Origin of the sequence: Streptomyces sp. NPDC003023 (genome assembly GCF_042888225.1) — a bacterium.
Classification (GTDB): Bacteria; Actinomycetota; Actinomycetes; order Streptomycetales; family Streptomycetaceae; genus Streptomyces.
In genome coordinates this window covers 529,137-545,474 of the sequence record NZ_JBIAPL010000001.1, presented here as the reverse complement: position 1 = coordinate 545,474, position 16,338 = coordinate 529,137, and the positions used below count along the sequence as shown (strand labels likewise).

Here is a 16,338-nt window from a genome sequence, read left to right as displayed (position 1 = left end):
GCACCCGCGGGGATGGTCCCTGCGCCACACGGTCTGCCACAACTGCGAGCACCTGCTCCCCGCACCCGCGGGGATGGTCCCGCCTGGCCACCAAGGCGGACGACGTGTCCGTCCTGCTCCCCGCACCCGCGGGGATGGTCCCACCTCGTGCGTGTTGCCCTGCCAGCCGTCGGCCTGCTCCCCGCACCCGCGGGGATGGTCCCAGCTCGCCGAACTCGACGAGCCGTACGGCAAGCTGCTCCCCGCACCCGCGGGGATGGTCCCCCCGCGTACGCCGCGGTACGGGCAGCGATGAACTGCTCCCCGCACCCGCGGGGATGGTCCCCACACCCGGAACCACACCCGGAACCACCCGGACTGCTCCCCGCACCCGCGGGGATGGTCCCTCGTCGAGCGCGCGCTGCGACGCCTGCCGGCGGCTGCTCCCCGCACCCGCGGGGATGGTCCCTGGCAGTCGGGCTGGTCGCACAGGAGGAGCAGCTGCTCCCCGCACCCGCGGGGATGGTCCCTTGTCGACGGAGTTGCTCTGGAGCTGGAGGAGCTGCTCCCCGCACCCGCGGGGATGGTCCCGAAGCAAGAACGGTGCTGGCGGGACTTCCCAACTGCTCCCCGCACCCGCGGGGATGGTCCCGTGTCCTTCCGCCTCCTCCTCGAACACGAACGCTGCTCCCCGCACCCGCGGGGATGGTCCCCTCACCACCCTCGCCGAAGCCCTACGCACACCCTGCTCCCCGCACCCGCGGGGATGGTCCCTTCCCGCGGTACGCCCAAAGGTCGATCGGCTCCTGCTCCCCGCACCCGCGGGGATGGTCCCGGTGATGGACTCGTGAACATCTGACGTTCAACCTGCTCCCCGCACCCGCGGGGATGGTCCCTCACCGCAGCCGGCTGGCACATCGTCCCCGCCCTGCTCCCCGCACCCGCGGGGATGGTCCCGACCAGTGGCAGCGGATCACCGTCTCCTGGACCTGCTCCCCGCACCCGCGGGGATGGTCCCCGGGCGGCGCTGGGCGGGATGATCGGCTTCAACTGCTCCCCGCACCCGCGGGGATGGTCCCGATTGCATGGACGGCGGAAAACCCGAATCAGGCTGCTCCCCGCACCCGCGGGGATGGTCCCCAAACGGCACGTTTTGCCGAGGGGTCGTTTGCCTGCTCCCCGCACCCGCGGGGATGGTCCCTGGTCGGACACAACTATCCGCATCCTCGGGTACTGCTCCCCGCACCCGCGGGGATGGTCCCTGATCACTGCTGGACTCGTCATCGTGGCCTACCTGCTGCCCGCACCCGCGGGGATGGTCCCGATCGCCTGGCATTCCGGCGACGCACTCATTTCCTGCTCCCCGCACCCGCGGGGATGGTCCCGTCGCCGCTCAGGGGCCAGCCCGAGGACGTTCCTGCTCCCCGCACCCGCGGGGATGGTCCCCCTGTACGCCACGCCACACAGGAAGCTTTCCTCTGCTCCCCGCACCCGCGGGGATGGTCCCACCCGCCCCTACGAGCGGGCATTGCGGCGTGTCTGCTCCCCGCACCCGCGGGGATGGTCCCACGTGGTTTCGTCGGTCTCCGTGCCCCTTCGGCTGCTCCCCGCACCCGCGGGGATGGTCCCTCACAGGTTGGGTGCCCTAGACGCACGGGGGCCCTGCTCCCCGCACCCGCGGGGATGGTCCCGCGAACGGCTCCGCCGCGCGCAGGGACTGACGCTGCTCCCCGCACCCGCGGGGATGGTCCCTACAACCGCAACCCCCAACGCACCACCGTTCTCTGCTCCCCGCACCCGCGGGGATGGTCCCCCCGTGGTGCCCTTCGCGAGGGCCTCCTCCAGCTGCTCCCCGCACCCGCGGGGATGGTCCCTGCGTGGGCCTGTGGCAGATCAACGTTCCCGTCTGCTCCCCGCACCCGCGGGGATGGTCCCATCGGCGGCCGCCCCGTCCGTTCCCGCGGTGACTGCTCCCCGCACCCGCGGGGATGGTCCCCGCATGAGCAGCATCCGGGTCGGTGTCCGCCTCTGCTCCCCGCACCCGCGGGGATGGTCCGCCTCGGCCGCACAGCAGTCGTTGAACGGGCCGCTGCTCCCCGCACCCGCGGGGATGGTCCCCTGTCGCTGCGGCGGCCGGGCCAGTCCGAGGACTGCTCCCCGCACCCGCGGGGATGGTCCCCCAGGGCCGCCGCCGTACGCGGCTGGAGGGTCTCTGCTCCCCGCACCCGCGGGGATGGTCCCGACCCCATCGGCACACCTCAACACACAGGAATCTGCTCCCCGCACCCGCGGGGATGGTCCCCCGACTCGGGCAGATCACCACCAGCCTGCCCGCTGCTCCCCGCACCCGCGGGGATGGTCCCGCCCGTGACTTCCTGGCCGCGATCGACCCGGCCTGCTCCCCGCACCCGCGGGGATGGTCCCGCTCCGGGGTCCGGCCAGTCGCGAAGGGACTGGCTGCTCCCCGCACCCGCGGGGATGGTCCCGCTCCGGGGTCCGGCCAGTCGCGAAGGGACTGGCTGCTCCCCGCACCCGCGGGGATGGTCCCCGGCGGCGGCGGATACGTCAACGTCCGCTTCCCTGCTCCCCGCACCCGCGGGGATGGTCCCAGGCCACGCCAGCCACCGTTGTACGACTCGGCCTGCTCCCCGCACCCGCGGGGACGGCCCTGGTTGAGGACAAGCCCTACAGGGGCTGTCCGGCCCGGTCGACGATGCCACTGTTGATGAGGGCTACGGAAGTCACAACGGTGCCGGCCTTGCCCCAGGCGTTGTCCTTCAACAGAACCGTGCGCTCGCCCAGGAGACGTGCCGTGCCCTTGTCGAAGATCCACTCGGTGCGTTCACCGTCGTGCTCCCTGGCGACCGCCACCCCGTGGCGCCCGGCGGCGTCCACCGCGTCAGGGACGACAACGACCCCGGGGATGAGGGCACCTGCGCGGTACAGAGCCGCGGCGGTCGCAGGGGGTGTGACCGAGTTGCGCAGCAGATCGCCGATCGTGACGAAGGCCTCCTGGTCCGGGCCGGTCGTGGAGTCCGAGCCAGCCCCGTGGTTCCTCTCCGCGTCTGCGTAGATCCGCTTGAGCAGGGCGTAGGGATCTGTCGGCAGGGTGGCGAGAAAGGTGTACGTGGGTGAGTTCAGGTTCCCCTGGCCCGGGATGCCCGGCAACAAGTCGTCCTCGTCGCCCTTGCGCTGCAGCGTGCGCTTGCTGCCGTCCACCGATGTCCACTGCTCCATGCCCTCGTCTTCGCGCAGGAGCTCCATCCGACCGTCCTTGTTCTCGGACAGGACCGACGTATGACCAACCGTCTTGACGTACGTGTACTGCTCGGCGCGCGGCGGCTTCTGGGGCTTCGCCTCGGCGGCCAGGGCCGCCCTCTCCAGCAGTTGCACAGACGCCGCGGACGCCGGCGGCAGGTTCTGTGGAGTGGGGGTTTTCCCGAAGCCGAGGCTGAGGACGGTGACGGTCGCGCCGACGGCCACTGCCGTACCCAGGGAGTAAGCCATGCGCCGTCGCAAGCGCGGCGCATGGCGGGGAGCGGCCTCCCGCGTCTGCCTGTCGATTTCGTTCAGGAAGTGCTCACGGCGGGCGTGCATTCGGTCGGGCGCTGGCTCCGGCCAGGGAACGGGTGGCAGGAGCCGGCTCTCCTGCTCACGCTCGTACCGTTCCCGCTGCTCCGGATTCATCGTTTGCTCCTCCCGTGGGACGCACGGGCTGCGACCACCCGACTGTCCGACATGTGTCCGCTGCCGGTTCGCGGTTCCCTGGCCTGCGCATCGGGATCAAGCTCCTCGTCGACGAACCGACGCAGCTTCTCCCTCGCCCGCGACAGGCGGGAGCGTACGGTCCCCACGGGGATGCCCAGGGCTTCGGCCGCCGCGTACCCGAGGTCGGCCCAGACGACCAGGGTGAAGACCTCACGTTCGCTGCGCTTCAGGCGGTGGAGCGCTCTGGCCGCCGCGGCCAGGCGCTGTGCGTCGACCAACTGCCCGACCACCTCGTTCGAAAAGTCGGGGAGCACTTCGGGGGGTGGCAGACGCGACACCGCTGCCCTGTGCCGACGTGCTGCCCGGGCGGTGTTCCGCATCACGTTGGTTGCGATGCCCAACAACCACGCGCGAACGCTCCTGACTTCCTCGCGCAGCTTGTCACGTAACCGCCAAGCCTCCAGAAACGTGAGCGACATGACGTCCTCGGCGAGGGCCCAGTCGCCCGTCGTCCGGACGGCATGGGCGTAGACCACGCGCGCATGCTGGTCGAAGATCTCGGCGAACGCAGCCCGATCGCCAGAGCGGACCCGTTCATTCAATGAGGGCTCCACACCCACAAGTGTCCGCACAGCCGAATCGGTTCCACCTCACCTCCGCCGAAGGCTGCCGTGCCTGACGACGGCCGGACGCGTTGTTGTCGACGCATCAAGGCGTCACCAACAGAAGCCCGGCCGGTCCTGGCGGTGCGCTGCATCGCCGTCACGTCGACCGGCAGCACCGTCACGCCGGCCATCGACGGGGAGAGAGGCCGGCTCGTCCAGCCGGAGCAGCGCTTCTTCCACCAGCCGTTCTTCCAGCAGCCGTCCCTCGGCTGTGGACGTCGAGCGCGGTGGCGCGGCGTTCAGTCTCGGTACGGCACCACAGGCCACGCCCGCTCGACTGTCGCCTCGGGGTCGGAGGTGCGTCGGAGGTAGTTCTGCAGCGACGCCGCCTGTTCCGCCGCCGCCCGGACCTGGAGGTCGTGAAGGTCCGCCAGCGCGATGGACCCTATGGCCGAGTGCCGGGCCCCCATCCGCCGTGCCGCGCGTGCTGCCGCGAGGGCGTCCGCGACCGCGTTGTGGGCCTCGTCGAGTGTGACGCCGTAGTGCTCGCAGAGGGCTTGGAGGGTTCTCCTGCCCTTGCGGTACCGGTCGGCGTGCTTGTCCAGGACCAAGGGGTCGATGACTGGTGCCGGCCTTCCGCTCAACCGCTTGACCAGTGGTTCGATCCCGTACCGCCGGCATTCACGGTCCAGCAGCGACAGGTCGTACCGCGCGTTCATCACCACGAGCGGCGTTCCCGAGCACAAGGCTTCCGCGAGCGTTTGCGTGATCTCTTCGACGGCGGGGCCGGCGGGCGCGCCGTGCGCGCGGGCATGGTCCGTCGAGATGCCGTGGATCGCGGCGGCCTGGGCCGGGATGACGTCCCCGGGTCGAGGAGCCATGTCCGCTCCTGCGACACCCGCCCGTCCGGCTCCGTCGTCACGACCGCGGCGGTGACGATCCGGTCGGTTTCGATGTCGGTGCCGGTGGTCTCGAGGTCGAAGGCCACCATCGGCCCGCTGATCCAGCTCACCGCAGGGCCCCGCTCGTCCGTACGCGGTGAGGCCCCTGTCGCGTGGCCGGGCCGCGGACGGCCTCGGTCACTGTGCGGGCGTCGCTCGGTGCGGTCGTCGCCGGATCGAAGCCGACGGGCAGGTCGCGGTGCCAGGACATGGTGCCCCCTTCTCGGTGGTGCGGTGGTGCTTCCCCCAGTTGACGACCACTCTCGCACGCGCCACTGACAGCGGGTTCGGGCCGGGCTTCAGGACACCGGGCGCGAGTCGGACCAGACGGACTCGAACTCCTCGCGGTATGTCTGGAAAAGTCCGGTCTCCGCTTCCTGCTCGGCGCGCACCACCGAGCGTCCCCCGCCCCTGAGCACCAGCACCGGCGCTTCCATGCCGCGGGCCCGCCGAAGGTAGGACTGGACGACGGCGAGGCCGTCGGGGCCGTCGCCGTCGACGAGGTACGCGGTGAAGCGAGGGGTCTCGTCGAAGACCTGGATCTCGAAGGCCCCCGGGTCACGCAGGCGGGAGCGGACGCGTCGCACATGGAGGATGTTCATCTCCACCGTGCGGCTCAGCTCGCCCTTGCGTATGCCCAGTTCACGTTCTCGGCGTTTGACGGCGCTGCTGGCGGGGTTCAGGAAGAGCAGCCTGATCCGGCAGCCCGACTCGGCGAGGTGGACGAGTCTGCGGCCTGAGAAGTTCTGCACCAGCAGGTTCAGGCCTATCCCGATCGCGTCGAGGCGGCGCGCGCCGCCGAAGAGGTCCTCCGCGGGCAGCTGGCGCTGGAGTCGGACGCGGTCGGGGTGGACGGAGACGACGTCCGCGTACCGGTCGCCGACCAGGTCCTCGACCGCGTCGACACGGAGCCGGTCCGCGGACGGTACGCCGGCGCCGTTGCCGAGTATTTCCAGGAGCCGTGACGAGGCCCGCTCGGCCTGGGCGAGCACCGCCTCGTTGAGGGCGCGGTTGCGGGACACGACGTTGCGGGCGACCTCGAGTTCGTCGAGCGCCAGCTCGACGTCGCGCCGGTCGTCGAAGTACGGCTCGAAGCACGGCCAGTGCTGGACCATGAGCTCGCGCAGCTGCGGGAGGGTGAGGAAGGACAGCACGTTGTCGTCCGCCGGATCGAGCAGATAGCCCTTGCGGCGGGACACCTCCCGTACGGCCACCGCCCGCTGCACCCACTCCTGACCGGCCGGACCGGCCGCGGCGACCACCCAGTCGTCGCCGTGCACGGGCTCGTAGATGGGGCGCAGCACGGCGGCCACGACCGCACGCAGCCGCTGCTCGACCAGATTCAGCCAGATGTAGGCGCGGCCGGCCCGCTGGGCACGGGTGCGCACCTCGCTCCAGGCGTCCGCGCCCCAGTCCAGCTCGGCACCGATCTCCATCGGCCGCGCGAGCGACACCGCTCCTGGCGGGGCCTCGGCGGAGTCTCCCCCCTCATGACCCGTGTCACCGGGGGGTAGCTCCAGCCCTCCCGAGCTCACCCGCGCACCGCCTTCTGCCTTTGAACACGCTCGTCTTCAACGATCAAGGAAGCCTACTCCGGGAGCGGGAGGCGGTGCAGCAGGATCCGTGGGGAGTTTGGCCAACTCGCGTAAAGATGGGCCTTGTTCTCGGTTTCACGAGCTTCCCGGAGTGAGGGGATTCATAGCATTGACGACGCCTCGGACTCTTCGGACGCCGAATCGGGCACGTCGCGGGCGGAGGGGGCGGGCACCTCGCGCGCAGAGGAGGCGGGCAGGGCGCGGGCCGGTGGCGCGGGCGGAGCGACCAGGGCGTCGGAGCGGCCGGCACGCCGCAGGGCGTCCGCGACGAATCCGTCGGCCTTCAGTTCCTCCACAAGCTCCCGGAGGAAGCGGACGGTCTCCGGCCGCCGGGTCCTGGTCGTGCCGACCGCCTGCCCGATCTCCATGAACCGGCCCTCGACCAGCCGGTATTCGGGGTGTTCCGCGACGAACTCGGCCATGGGCTGCCTGATCCCCGCGGCCGCCTCCAGCCCTTGGGCGCGGAACGCGTCGACTCCGTCGTCCCCGTCAGCCCCGCGCACGACGTCCGCGTACTGAAGGGTGCGGGAGAGGAAGAGGTCGTACGCCGAGCCCCGCTTCACGCCGATGCGCACGCCCGCCCGGTCGACTTCGGCGGCGGTCGTGAAGGGCGATTCGACGGGTACGGCGTAAACGCCCTCGATGACGACGTACGGCGCGGTGAACGCGACCGCGGCCTCGCGCGCGGGCTCCACGGCGAGAAAGCAGACGTCGGCGCGGCCGGCGGCCATCGCCTCGTACGACTTGCGTGCCGCGTCGAAGCAGTGGAGTTCCACCGGAAGGTCCAGCCGAGCGCCGATCTCCCGTGCGATGTCGACGGTGACACCGAACGGCGCTTCCGGCGTGCCCTGGGCGAGTACCGGGTTTCCGAGATTGATCGAGGCCCGGAGTACCCCGTTCGGCGCCAGATCCCCGGCGGTGCCTGCTGTCGTCGCCCTCATGGCGGTGGAGTCTATGCGCACCGCCGCGCGCGCGTCCCGTGAACGGTCTGTGGCGGACTCACCCGGTAGGACCGCCCGAAGTCCTAGGAGCTTGCCCCAGTTTGGGGGAGGATCTTGTCCGAGTACCTCCCATTACCCGGATCAGAATGGAAGAGTCGAATCTATGCAGGTCTGGCCGGGACAGGCGTACCCCCTCGGCGCCACGTACGACGGCGCCGGCACCAACTTCGCGGTGCACTCGGAGGCGGCGCACCGGATCGAGTTGTGTCTGCTGCACGACGACGGCTCGGAGACGGCTGTCGAACTGCGCGAGACCGACGCGTTCGTACGGCACGCGTACCTGCCGGGCATCATGCCTGGTCAGCGCTACGGCTTCCGGGTCCACGGCCCGTACGAGCCGGCGCGTGGGCAGCGCTGCAACTCCGCGAAATTACTGCTTGATCCGTACGCGCGTGCGATCAGTGGTTCGATCGAGTGGAACGAGTCCGTCTACGGCTACCACTTCGGCCGGCCGGACTCCCGCAACGACCTCGACTCCGCGCCGCACACCATGACGTCGGTGGTCGTCAACCCGTACTTCGACTGGGGCGACGACCGGCTGCCGCGCACCGACTACCACCGCACGGTGATCTACGAGGCCCATGTGAAGGGCCTGACGATGCTGCACCCGGAGCTCCCACCAGAGCTGCGCGGCACCTACGCCGGGCTCGCCCATCCCGCCGTCATCTCCCACCTCACGGAACTGGGCGTGACGGCTCTCGAGTTGATGCCCGTCCACCAGTTCGTCAACGACCACCGTCTGGTCGACGCGGGGCTGAACAACTACTGGGGCTACAACACCATCGGCTTCTTCGCCCCGCACAACTCGTACGCCTCCTGGGGCGACCGGGGCGAGCAGGTCCTCGAGTTCAAGCAGGCGGTGCGAGCGCTGCACCAGGCGGGCATCGAAGTCATCCTCGACGTGGTCTACAACCACACCGCGGAGGGCAACCACCTCGGCCCCACGCTCTCCTTCCGCGGCCTGGACAACGAGTCGTACTACCGGCTCACCGAGGACCGCCGCTACTACATGGACACCACCGGCACCGGGAACTCGCTGCTGATGCGCAGTCCCCATGTGCTGCAGCTGATCATGGACTCGCTGCGTTACTGGGTGACGGAGATGCACGTCGACGGCTTCCGCTTCGATCTCGCCGCGACCCTCGCCCGTCAGTTCCACGAGGTGGACCGGCTGTCGTCGTTCTTCGACCTGGTGCAGCAGGACCCGGTGGTCAGCCAGGTGAAACTGATCGCCGAGCCGTGGGACGTGGGCGAGGGCGGCTACCAGGTGGGGAACTTCCCGCCGCTGTGGACCGAGTGGAACGGCAAGTACCGCGACTGCGTACGGGACCTGTGGCGGGGCGAACCGCGCACCCTCGCCGAGTTCGCGTCCAGACTGACCGGCTCCTCCGACCTGTACCAGGACGACGGCCGGCGCCCGCTGGCCTCGATCAACTTCACCACCTGCCACGACGGTTTCACCCTGCACGACCTCGTCTCCTACAACGACAAGCACAACGAGGCCAACGGCGAGAACAACCGTGACGGCGAGAGCCACAACCGCTCGTGGAACTGCGGGGCGGAGGGCGAGACCGACGACGAGGGCGTGCTGGAGCTGCGCGAGCGGCAGATGCGCAACTTCATCGCGACGCTGATGCTGTCGCAGGGCGTGCCGATGCTCAGCCACGGTGACGAGTTCGGGCGTACCCAGGGCGGCAACAACAACGGTTACTGCCAGGACAACGAGATCGCCTGGGTGCACTGGCCGGAACCGGGAGACGACGAGGAGGGCTCGCTGCTCGCCTTCACCAAGACGATGGTGTGGCTGCGGCGCGACCACCCCGTCTTCCGGCGGCGGCGGTTCTTCCACGGCCGGCCCGTGGAGGGCACGCACGACGAGCTGACCGACATCGCCTGGTTCACCCCGCAGGGCGACGAGATGGTCGCCAGGGACTGGCAGGCCGCGCACGCCAAGGCGCTGTCCGTCTTCCTCAACGGCCACGCGATCTCCGAGCCGGGGCCGCGTGGCGAACGGATCTCGGACGACTCGTTCCTGCTGATGTTCAACGCGAGCGCGGAGGAGCTCGACTTCACCGTGCCGGTGAGCCACGGCGAGGAGTGGCAGGTGGTGGTCGACACGGCAAGCAAGGAAGGAGTGCCTCCCGGCCACGGCCCGATGGTGGCGGCCGGCGACGAGCTGCGGCTGGTGGGGCGCAGCATGACGGTGCTGCGGCGTCCCGCGTAGGCGGCGTGCCCGGCGTACGGCATCGGAATACGGTCGTCGGCGTGCGGCATCGGATCACGGTCGCCGAGTCACGGCATCGGACTACGGTCGCAGAGCCACGGCATCGGAATCACGGTCGCCGGGTCACGGTCTCGGGTTACGCGTCGGCCAGGGGCGTCGGGGACCGTGCAACGGCGCAGGGACGCGTGGGCGTCGGCCCACGGACACCGGCGCCCGGATGCCCGGGCCGGCGCTGGACGTCCCGTGCGGTCGGGGCCCTGAGCACATCCGGCCGGATCCGGCCGCGCGACAGGCCCGGACGGGCCCGCGCGTCACCCGATCGGCCCACACCATCCGTGAGGCCGGGCGCAGGAACCCTCCGGGCCGGGTACGTATGTTCGCATGACGCCCACCTCCACGTACCGGCTCCAGCTCCAGCCCGGTTTCCCGTTCCCGGCCGCCGCGGCGGCCGTGCCGCACATAGCCGGGCTCGGCGTCTCCCATCTGCATCTGTCCCCGGTGCTGGAGGCGGTCCCCGGCTCGGTGCACGGCTACGACGTGGTCGACCACGGCCGGGTCCGTGAGGAACTGGGCGGCGAGAGGGGACTGCGTGAGCTGGCCCGTACGGCGCGCGAACACGGCATGGGTCTCGTCCTCGACATCGTCCCTAATCACATGGCCGCCACCCCGCGCCACAACCGCGCCCTGTGGGACGTGCTGCGCGAGGGCCCGCGGTCGCCGTACGCCCGCTGGTTCGACATCGACTGGGAGGCCGGCGACGGGAGGATACTGCTGCCGGTGCTCGCGGGACGCATAGGCGCCGAGATGGAGAAGATGCACGTCGAGGGGGACGTCCTGCACTACGGCGAGCAGCGCTTCCCTCTGAGGGGGTCGACGGCGACGCTGCCGACGGCCGAACTGCTGGACGCCCAGTGGTACCGCCTCTGCTGGTGGCGGCTGGCCCGCACCGAGCTCAACTACCGGCGCTTCTTCACCGTGTCCGAGCTGATGGGGGTGCGCGTCGAGGACCCCGAGGTGTTCGACGCGACCCACGCCAAGATCGTCGAACTGGTGCGGGACGGTGTCGTCGAGGGCCTTCGGGTGGACCACCCCGACGGGGTGGCGGACCCCGAGGGGTATCTGCGCCGGCTCGACGAGGCCACCGGCGGGGACTGCTGGATCGTCGTCGAGAAGATCCTCACCGGGGACGAGCCCCTGCCGGGCGACTGGGCCGTCGCCGGCACCACCGGGTACGACGCGCTGCACCGGATCGACGGCCTGTTCACGGACCCGGCCGGAGCGGCGGAACTCGCCTCGGAGCACCGCCGGTTCACCGAGGCTCCCGAGGAGCTCGGGGGCCGCTGGGAGGCGACCTCGCGGCACGCGGCGTACGAGGTGGTGGACCGTGAGCTGGCCGCCGAGACCGCGGCGCTCGTCCGTCTCGCCGGCAAGGTGTGCGCCGACGAACCCCGGCTGCGGGACCACGCGCCGTGGGCGCTACGGACGGCGCTGCGGGAGCTGCTGGTCCGTGTCCCCGTCTACCGCCCCTACCTGGTCGGCGCGGAGAAGGCCCTTCCCGGGCAGGCCGCCCGGGAGGCGAAGGAGGCGTTCGCCGTCCCCGAGGAGGCCGCGGCGGTGGACGTGGTCCGGGACCTCGCCCTCGGACGCCTCGGCCGGGGACCGGACCACGAGACGTTCCGTGCCCGCTTCGCCCAGACCGCGTCGGCGCTGCGGGCCAAGTCGGTCGAGGACAAGGCCTTCTACCGGTACGGTCCGCTGCTCTCGGCGAACGAGGTCGGCGGCGACCCGGGCGAACCGGCGGTCGGCCTGGGGGCGTTCCACACGTACTGCGCCCGGCTGGCACGCGACTGGCCCGCCACCGGGACCGTGCTGACCACCCATGACACCAAACGCAGCGCGGACGTGCGGGCCCGTGTCGCGGTGCTCTCCGAGTGCCCGGAGCGCTGGGCGGACTTCCTGGCACAGATCGCCGAGGAGGCGGAGAACGTGCCGGGCGGCACGGCCCCCGACCCGCAACTGGCATGGGCGACCTGGCAGACGGCGGTCGGCTTCGGCACCCCGGACGCCGCCCGCCTGGAGACGGCCCTGCTCAAAGCCGTACGGGAGGCGGGACTGCGCACGAGCTGGACGGAGCCGGACGCGGCCTACGAGAAGGCGGTCTCGGCGTTCGTCGACGCGGGGCCGGCGGGACCGCCGCAGCATTCGGTCGCCCGGTTCGTCAGCGAACTGGCGCCGTACTTCAGGGCCAATGTGCTCGGTGCGACGCTGCTCCACCTGACGATGCCGGGGGTGCCGGACGTGTACCAGGGTTCCGAGCGGGAGTTCCTGGCGCTGGTCGACCCGGACAACCGGTCGCCGGTCTCCTTCGCCACGGCCCGGGACGGGCTGGGCGGGGAGAAGGAGTCGCTCACGACCGCGGCGCTGCGGCTGCGCCGGGCGGCACCCGATGTCTTCGGGCCGTCCGGCACGTACGCGGCGCTGCCGGCGCGGGGTCCGGCGGCGGACCACTGCGTCGCCTTCTGCCGCTCCGGCGAGGTCGTCACGGCGGTGACGCGTCTGTCGTTGGGGCTCGAGCGGGAGGGCGGCTGGCGGGACACGGAGCTGACGCTCCCGGAGGGGCGGTGGACGGACGTCCTCACTCCGGGACGGGAGTTCGCCGGGGGCCCCCTGCGCGTCTGCGACCTGTTCGTCCGACGCCCGGTGGCCCTTCTGCGGCGGGCGGACTATGCGTGACCGGTGCCCTTGCCGAAGCCGCCGCCGAGGGCCTCGCGCAGTGGTTCGAGGCCCGGTGCGCCCTCGACGCGCCCGTCGGCGTCGCGGTAGAGCCGGCAGGAGACACCGGTGGCGGCGCCGGGTGAGGCAAAGGGATCACGGCCGTCGACCAGCAGCGTCGGAGAGCCGTGCATGCCCGAGCGAGCGGCTTCGGCCTCATCGACGATCAGCCGCACCGGAACCGTCCCCGGGCCCTGGAACTCGGGGAGGACCTGTGCCAGGCGGTGCAGGAGCAGTGCGACGTTCGGGCAGTCGGGTACGGCGAGCACGGTCAGTTCCACGACGTCCTCTTTCAGTCCGCGGTCGGCGGTCGGCGGTCACCCGTCACCTTGCGCCGGTCATCGGCGGGCGGTCACCCGTCACCTTGCGCCGGTCATCGGCCGGCGGTCGCCCGGCATCGGCGGCCGGCCTCGTGGTGACCACGATAGGCGGGGCGGCCCGGACGGAGGGTGTGCGCGCTCACCTTGGCGCGGTTCCCCGGCCCGCAGCGGCTCGGCCGAGCACGCTCCTCAACGGGACGCGCTCAGTCGCTGCTCCAGGTCTCGCAGGTCCTTGACCAGCGAGGAACGGACCTGGCGGCCCATGAGGGGCGTGGCGAGACGGTAGAAGCCGGCCGCGTCCCCGCGGACCCGGATGCGGGCGAGTGTGCCGTGCGGGTGCGGGGCGAAGGTGTACGTGACGTGCATCGGCATGGGGCCGGCGACCGACACCATGTCCAGCAGCCCCGCCGGGTCGTACTCGGCCACGCGCAGCACGTAGTCGATCCGTTTGCCCAGGAAGTACGCGGTCCGTGTGACCTCCGCACCGACGCCGAACCCGCCTGTGCCGGCCTCCCGTGTCAGCGTCGCCTCACGGATGCCCTGGGTCCACTCGGCGTCGTGGCGCCAGTCCATGGCGTACGCCGCCACCCGCTCGCACGGCAGCGCGATGACCCGCTCCACACTCTCGTCGATCCCCATGCGACTGCCCCGTCCGGACGCCGGACCGTGTGCCGGTCCGTCCCCGATCAGATCACCCCAGTCGGGTACGTCCGGCAACCGCGGCACCGTCCGGCGCCCCTCACCCGTACCCGCACTTCCCGTAGGCCCGTTCCGCCCCCGCACCCGCCCCCATCTCCTGCAGGAGTCCGGCGAACGCGGCAGCCGCTCCCGAGAGCTCCACCCGCGAGAAGACGGTGAGCCCCCGCCGCCACGGCGGATCCGCCGGGAGGACCACGCAGTCCTCGCCGACCGCGCCCCGTACGACGTGCAGCGGCGCGGTCGCGATCCCCACGCCCGCCGCCGCCATCCGCACGGCGGACGACGTGTGTTCCGTCCACACCGCCGTACGGGGCCGGAAGCCGGCCCGGCCGCACGCCCAGTCCAGGAACGGCAGACCCTCCACCACCGGTTCCATCGCGCAGCGCACCCATGTGTGGTCGGAGAGTTCCTCGAGCCGGACGGAGGTGCGGCCGGCGAGACGGTCGTCGAAGGGGACGACGAGGACGATCTCCTCCTCGTCGAACTGGACGACCGGTCCCTGCCAGTGCCGTGGCTGCGGACCGATCGCCAGGTCCGCCGTGCCCCGCTCGATCTGTTCCTCCAGCGCCTCCGTCGTCCCGTACTCGTGCAGTACGAGCGCGACGCCCGGATGTTCGCGCCGCCAGCGCGCGAACACGTCGGGCAGCACGCCCACCGCGACCGCGTGGATGGCCGCGATGTGCAGTTCGCCGCCCTCCGCCCCGGCGGCCGCGCGGGCGGCCCGGCGGGCCTGCGCGGCGCTGCGGACGGCCAGTTCGGCGTGCGGCAGGTAGGCGCGGCCCATCTGGGTCAGGCGCACCCCGCGCGGCAGCCGTTCCAGCAGTTCGCCGCCCACCGACCGCTCGAGCGCCTTGATCTGGTGGGAGAGGGCGGGCTGGCTGACGTGCAGCAGTTCGGCGGCTCGGGTGAACGAGGACTCCTCGACGACGGTGAGGAAGTACTCCATCTGCCGCAGACTCACGGCCGCCCCTCCCATAGACGCTGTGCATCGAAGTCACAAGAACATTGCCTTGGACGCATGGCAAGGTCGAAGCGGAGGGTGGGAGGCATGACACAGACCCGTGAAACCGATGTGATCGTGATCGGCGGCGGCACCGGCGGCTACTCAACCGCCCTGCGCGCGGCGGCCCTCGGCCTGGAGGTCGTGCTCGCGGAGCGCGACAAGGTCGGCGGCACCTGTCTGCACCGCGGCTGCATCCCCAGCAAGGCGATGCTGCACGCGGCGGAACTGGTCGACGGCGTCGGGGAGGCCAGGGAGCGCTGGGGCGTGAAGGCGAGTCTCGAGTCGGTCGACTGGGCCGCTCTGGTGGCGACCAGGGACGACATCGTCTCGCGCAACCACAAGGGCGTCGACGGGCAGTTGGCGCAGGCCGGGGTCGAAGTACTGCACGCAAGCGCACAGTTGACCGGCGCACGGACAGTGCGCGTCGAGGGCCACACAGAGCTGCGGGCCCGTCGCGGCGTCGTGCTGGCGACCGGTTCCCGGCCGCGGACCCTGCCCGGTCTCGCGCCGGACGGACGCCGGGTGGTCACCAGCGACGACGCGCTGTTCGCACCGGGCCTGCCGGCGTCGGTGCTGGTGCTGGGCGGCGGGGCGATCGGGGTCGAGTACGCGTCGTTCCACCGGTCGATGGGCGCCGATGTCGTCCTGGTGGAGGCTGCCGAGCGACTCCTCCCACTGGAGGACGCGGATGTGTCCCGTCATCTGACGCGCGGTCTGAAGAAGCGTGGCATCGACGTGCAGACGGGTGCCCGGCTGCTGGAGACGGCCGTGCTGGAGGACGGCATCCGGGCGACGGTGCGCACGGCACGCGGCGAGATCCGCACCGTCGAGGCGGAACGGCTGCTGGTCGCCGTCGGCCGCAGCCCGGTGACCGACGGCCTCGGCCTGGACCGCGCCGGTCTGACGACCGACGGGCGCGGCCATGTCGCTCCGGCCGACTGGTCGCGTCTGGAGACCGCCGTCGCCGGCATCCACGTGGTGGGCGACCTGTTGCCGCCGCCGTCCCTCGGCCTGGCCCACGCGTCCTTCGCCGAGGGCCTGTTGGTGGCGGAGACACTGGCCGGGCTGCCCACGCGGCCGATCGACCACGCGGCCGTTCCCCGGATCACGTACTCGTCGCCGCAGACCGCGTCCGTCGGGCTGGGCGAGGCGGAGGCCCGCGCCCGTGACCTCGAGATCCAGGTGAACACGATGCCGCTGACGGCGGTCGCGAAGGGCATGGTCCACGGGCAGGGCGGGATGGTGAAGGTCGTCGCCGAGCGGGACGGCCGGGTGCTCGGGGTCCATCTGGTGGGGCCGCACGTCTCGGAGATGATCGCCGAGAGCCAGTTGATCGTCGGCTGGGACGCCGAGCCTTCGGACGTCGCCGCCCACATCCATCCGCATCCGACGCTGTCGGAGGCGGTGGGCGAGGCGTTCCTGACGCTCGCAGGACGCGGGCTGCACCAGCGCCAGTACTCCAGTGCGGTTTCGTGATGTACCCGCTGACCG

10 protein-coding genes, 1 pseudogene and 1 CRISPR repeat array (1 of these 12 cut by a window edge) are annotated in these 16,338 nt (G+C 71.5%); of the genes and pseudogenes, 3 read left to right on the top strand and 8 right to left on the bottom strand.

Translation table 11 applies throughout. The features are described from left to right. Window positions 1-2,649: a CRISPR direct-repeat array (repeat unit 29 nt; unit sequence CTGCTCCCCGCACCCGCGGGGATGGTCCC) (it extends 9 nt beyond the left edge of the window). A 15-nt stretch (window positions 2,650-2,664) separates the two neighbouring features. The 5 genes and pseudogenes from ACFYV1_RS02055 to ACFYV1_RS02035 form a co-directional block, all read right to left on the bottom strand. Next, window positions 2,665-3,666 carry a CU044_5270 family protein gene (locus ACFYV1_RS02055; RefSeq protein ID WP_389393400.1) on the bottom strand — a complete coding sequence of 334 codons (1,002 nt, stop codon included), beginning with the start codon at window positions 3,664-3,666 and terminating at the stop codon, window positions 2,665-2,667. Beyond that, complete coding sequence (locus tag ACFYV1_RS02050; protein WP_389394545.1) at window positions 3,663-4,307, bottom strand: RNA polymerase sigma factor; 645 nt, start codon at window positions 4,305-4,307, stop codon at window positions 3,663-3,665. The genes ACFYV1_RS02055 and ACFYV1_RS02050 overlap by 4 nt, the downstream gene beginning before the upstream one ends. A gap of 284 nt (window positions 4,308-4,591) precedes the next feature. Then, window positions 4,592-5,304, bottom strand: a pseudogene (locus ACFYV1_RS02045) (3'-5' exonuclease). A gap of 228 nt (window positions 5,305-5,532) precedes the next feature. Then, window positions 5,533-6,768: an SAV2148 family HEPN domain-containing protein gene (locus ACFYV1_RS02040; protein ID WP_389393399.1), complete on the bottom strand. Its 1,236-nt coding sequence runs from the start codon at window positions 6,766-6,768 to the stop codon at window positions 5,533-5,535. Between the two features lie 161 nt (window positions 6,769-6,929). Next, complete coding sequence (locus tag ACFYV1_RS02035) at window positions 6,930-7,769, bottom strand: transporter substrate-binding domain-containing protein (RefSeq protein WP_389393398.1); 840 nt, start codon at window positions 7,767-7,769, stop codon at window positions 6,930-6,932. Window positions 7,770-7,932: 163 nt separating this feature from the next. Between ACFYV1_RS02035 and glgX the strand changes: the two genes are divergently transcribed. Further along, the gene (gene glgX / locus ACFYV1_RS02030) at window positions 7,933-10,053 is read left to right on the top strand and encodes a glycogen debranching protein GlgX (protein ID WP_389393397.1); all 2,121 of its coding nucleotides are present in this window, start codon (window positions 7,933-7,935) and stop codon (window positions 10,051-10,053) included. 381 nt (window positions 10,054-10,434) lie between these two features. Further along, window positions 10,435-12,786 (top strand): malto-oligosyltrehalose synthase, encoded by a 2,352-nt coding sequence (gene treY, locus ACFYV1_RS02025; protein ID WP_389393396.1) that lies wholly within the window; start codon window positions 10,435-10,437, stop codon window positions 12,784-12,786. Here treY and ACFYV1_RS02020 read toward each other — a convergent pair. The 3 genes from ACFYV1_RS02020 to ACFYV1_RS02010 all read right to left on the bottom strand — a co-directional run bounded on the left by ACFYV1_RS02020 (window position 12,777) and on the right by ACFYV1_RS02010 (window position 14,805). Beyond that, window positions 12,777-13,106, bottom strand: a complete 330-nt coding sequence (locus ACFYV1_RS02020) for an alkylmercury lyase (protein ID WP_389393395.1) — start codon at window positions 13,104-13,106, stop codon at window positions 12,777-12,779. The genes treY and ACFYV1_RS02020 overlap by 10 nt on opposite strands. 228 nt (window positions 13,107-13,334) lie before the next feature. After that, on the bottom strand, window positions 13,335-13,784 hold the full coding sequence (locus ACFYV1_RS02015) for an SRPBCC family protein (protein WP_389393394.1): 450 nt from the start codon (window positions 13,782-13,784) through the stop codon (window positions 13,335-13,337). Window positions 13,785-13,884: 100 nt separating this feature from the next. Continuing rightward, window positions 13,885-14,805 carry a LysR family transcriptional regulator gene (locus tag ACFYV1_RS02010; RefSeq protein WP_389393393.1) on the bottom strand — a complete coding sequence of 307 codons (921 nt, stop codon included), beginning with the start codon at window positions 14,803-14,805 and terminating at the stop codon, window positions 13,885-13,887. Window positions 14,806-14,892: 87 nt separating this feature from the next. On the opposite strand from ACFYV1_RS02010, the gene lpdA reads away from it, so the two are divergent. Next, window positions 14,893-16,323, top strand: coding sequence for a dihydrolipoyl dehydrogenase (gene lpdA / locus ACFYV1_RS02005; protein ID WP_389393392.1), 1,431 nt, complete (start codon window positions 14,893-14,895; stop codon window positions 16,321-16,323). Window positions 16,324-16,338 lie beyond the last annotated feature (15 nt).

Bases quoted from the DNA above. Each gene is read 5' to 3' on its own strand.
- ACFYV1_RS02055 (WP_389393400.1), bottom strand. From the start codon at position 3,666: ATGAATCCGGAGCAGCGGGAACGGTACGAGCGTGAGCAGGAGAGCCGG.
- treY (WP_389393396.1), top strand. From the start codon at position 10,435: ATGACGCCCACCTCCACGTACCGGCTCCAGCTCCAGCCCGGTTTCCCG.
- ACFYV1_RS02035 (WP_389393398.1), bottom strand. From the start codon at position 7,769: ATGAGGGCGACGACAGCAGGCACCGCCGGGGATCTGGCGCCGAACGGG.
- ACFYV1_RS02015 (WP_389393394.1), bottom strand. From the start codon at position 13,784: ATGGGGATCGACGAGAGTGTGGAGCGGGTCATCGCGCTGCCGTGCGAG.
- glgX (WP_389393397.1), top strand. From the start codon at position 7,933: ATGCAGGTCTGGCCGGGACAGGCGTACCCCCTCGGCGCCACGTACGAC.
- lpdA (WP_389393392.1), top strand. From the start codon at position 14,893: ATGACACAGACCCGTGAAACCGATGTGATCGTGATCGGCGGCGGCACC.